1 protein-coding gene is annotated in these 338 nt (G+C 29.6%); it reads left to right on the top strand.

The window, feature by feature from the left end; all coding sequences use genetic code 11:
- A partial coding sequence (locus ELQ11_RS09740; RefSeq protein WP_243833557.1) for a phage baseplate assembly protein V occupies positions 1-338 on the top strand: 338 nt, incomplete at both ends.

Here is a 338-nt window from a genome sequence, read left to right as displayed (position 1 = left end):
CATCACACTCCTTTTTTAAGAGTAGCTTCTAGTATAGCAAGTAATCATTCAGGTTTTTTTCATACTCCAAGAATAGGAGATGAAGTAATTATTTCTTTTTTAGATGATGATATAGATAAACCTTATGTGAGCTCTAGTTTGTACAATGGGGCTAATCCAAGTTTAGTAAATCTTCCTTTTAATGATCATCAAACTTCTCTTTCTTCTAAAACCATAGGTGTTAATGAAGAAGGTTATAATGAACTTACCCTCTCAAATATAAAAGATAAAGAACAAATTTATTTAAAAGCCCAAAAGGATTATGATGAATTAGTCCAGCATAATTTCACTCAAAGAAT

Source organism: Campylobacter sp. US50a (assembly GCF_004379015.1).
Lineage (GTDB): Bacteria > Campylobacterota > Campylobacteria > Campylobacterales > Campylobacteraceae > Campylobacter_D > Campylobacter_D jejuni.
The sequence above is the reverse complement of the archived record's forward strand: the minus strand, read 5'-3'. Positions and strand labels throughout refer to the sequence as shown.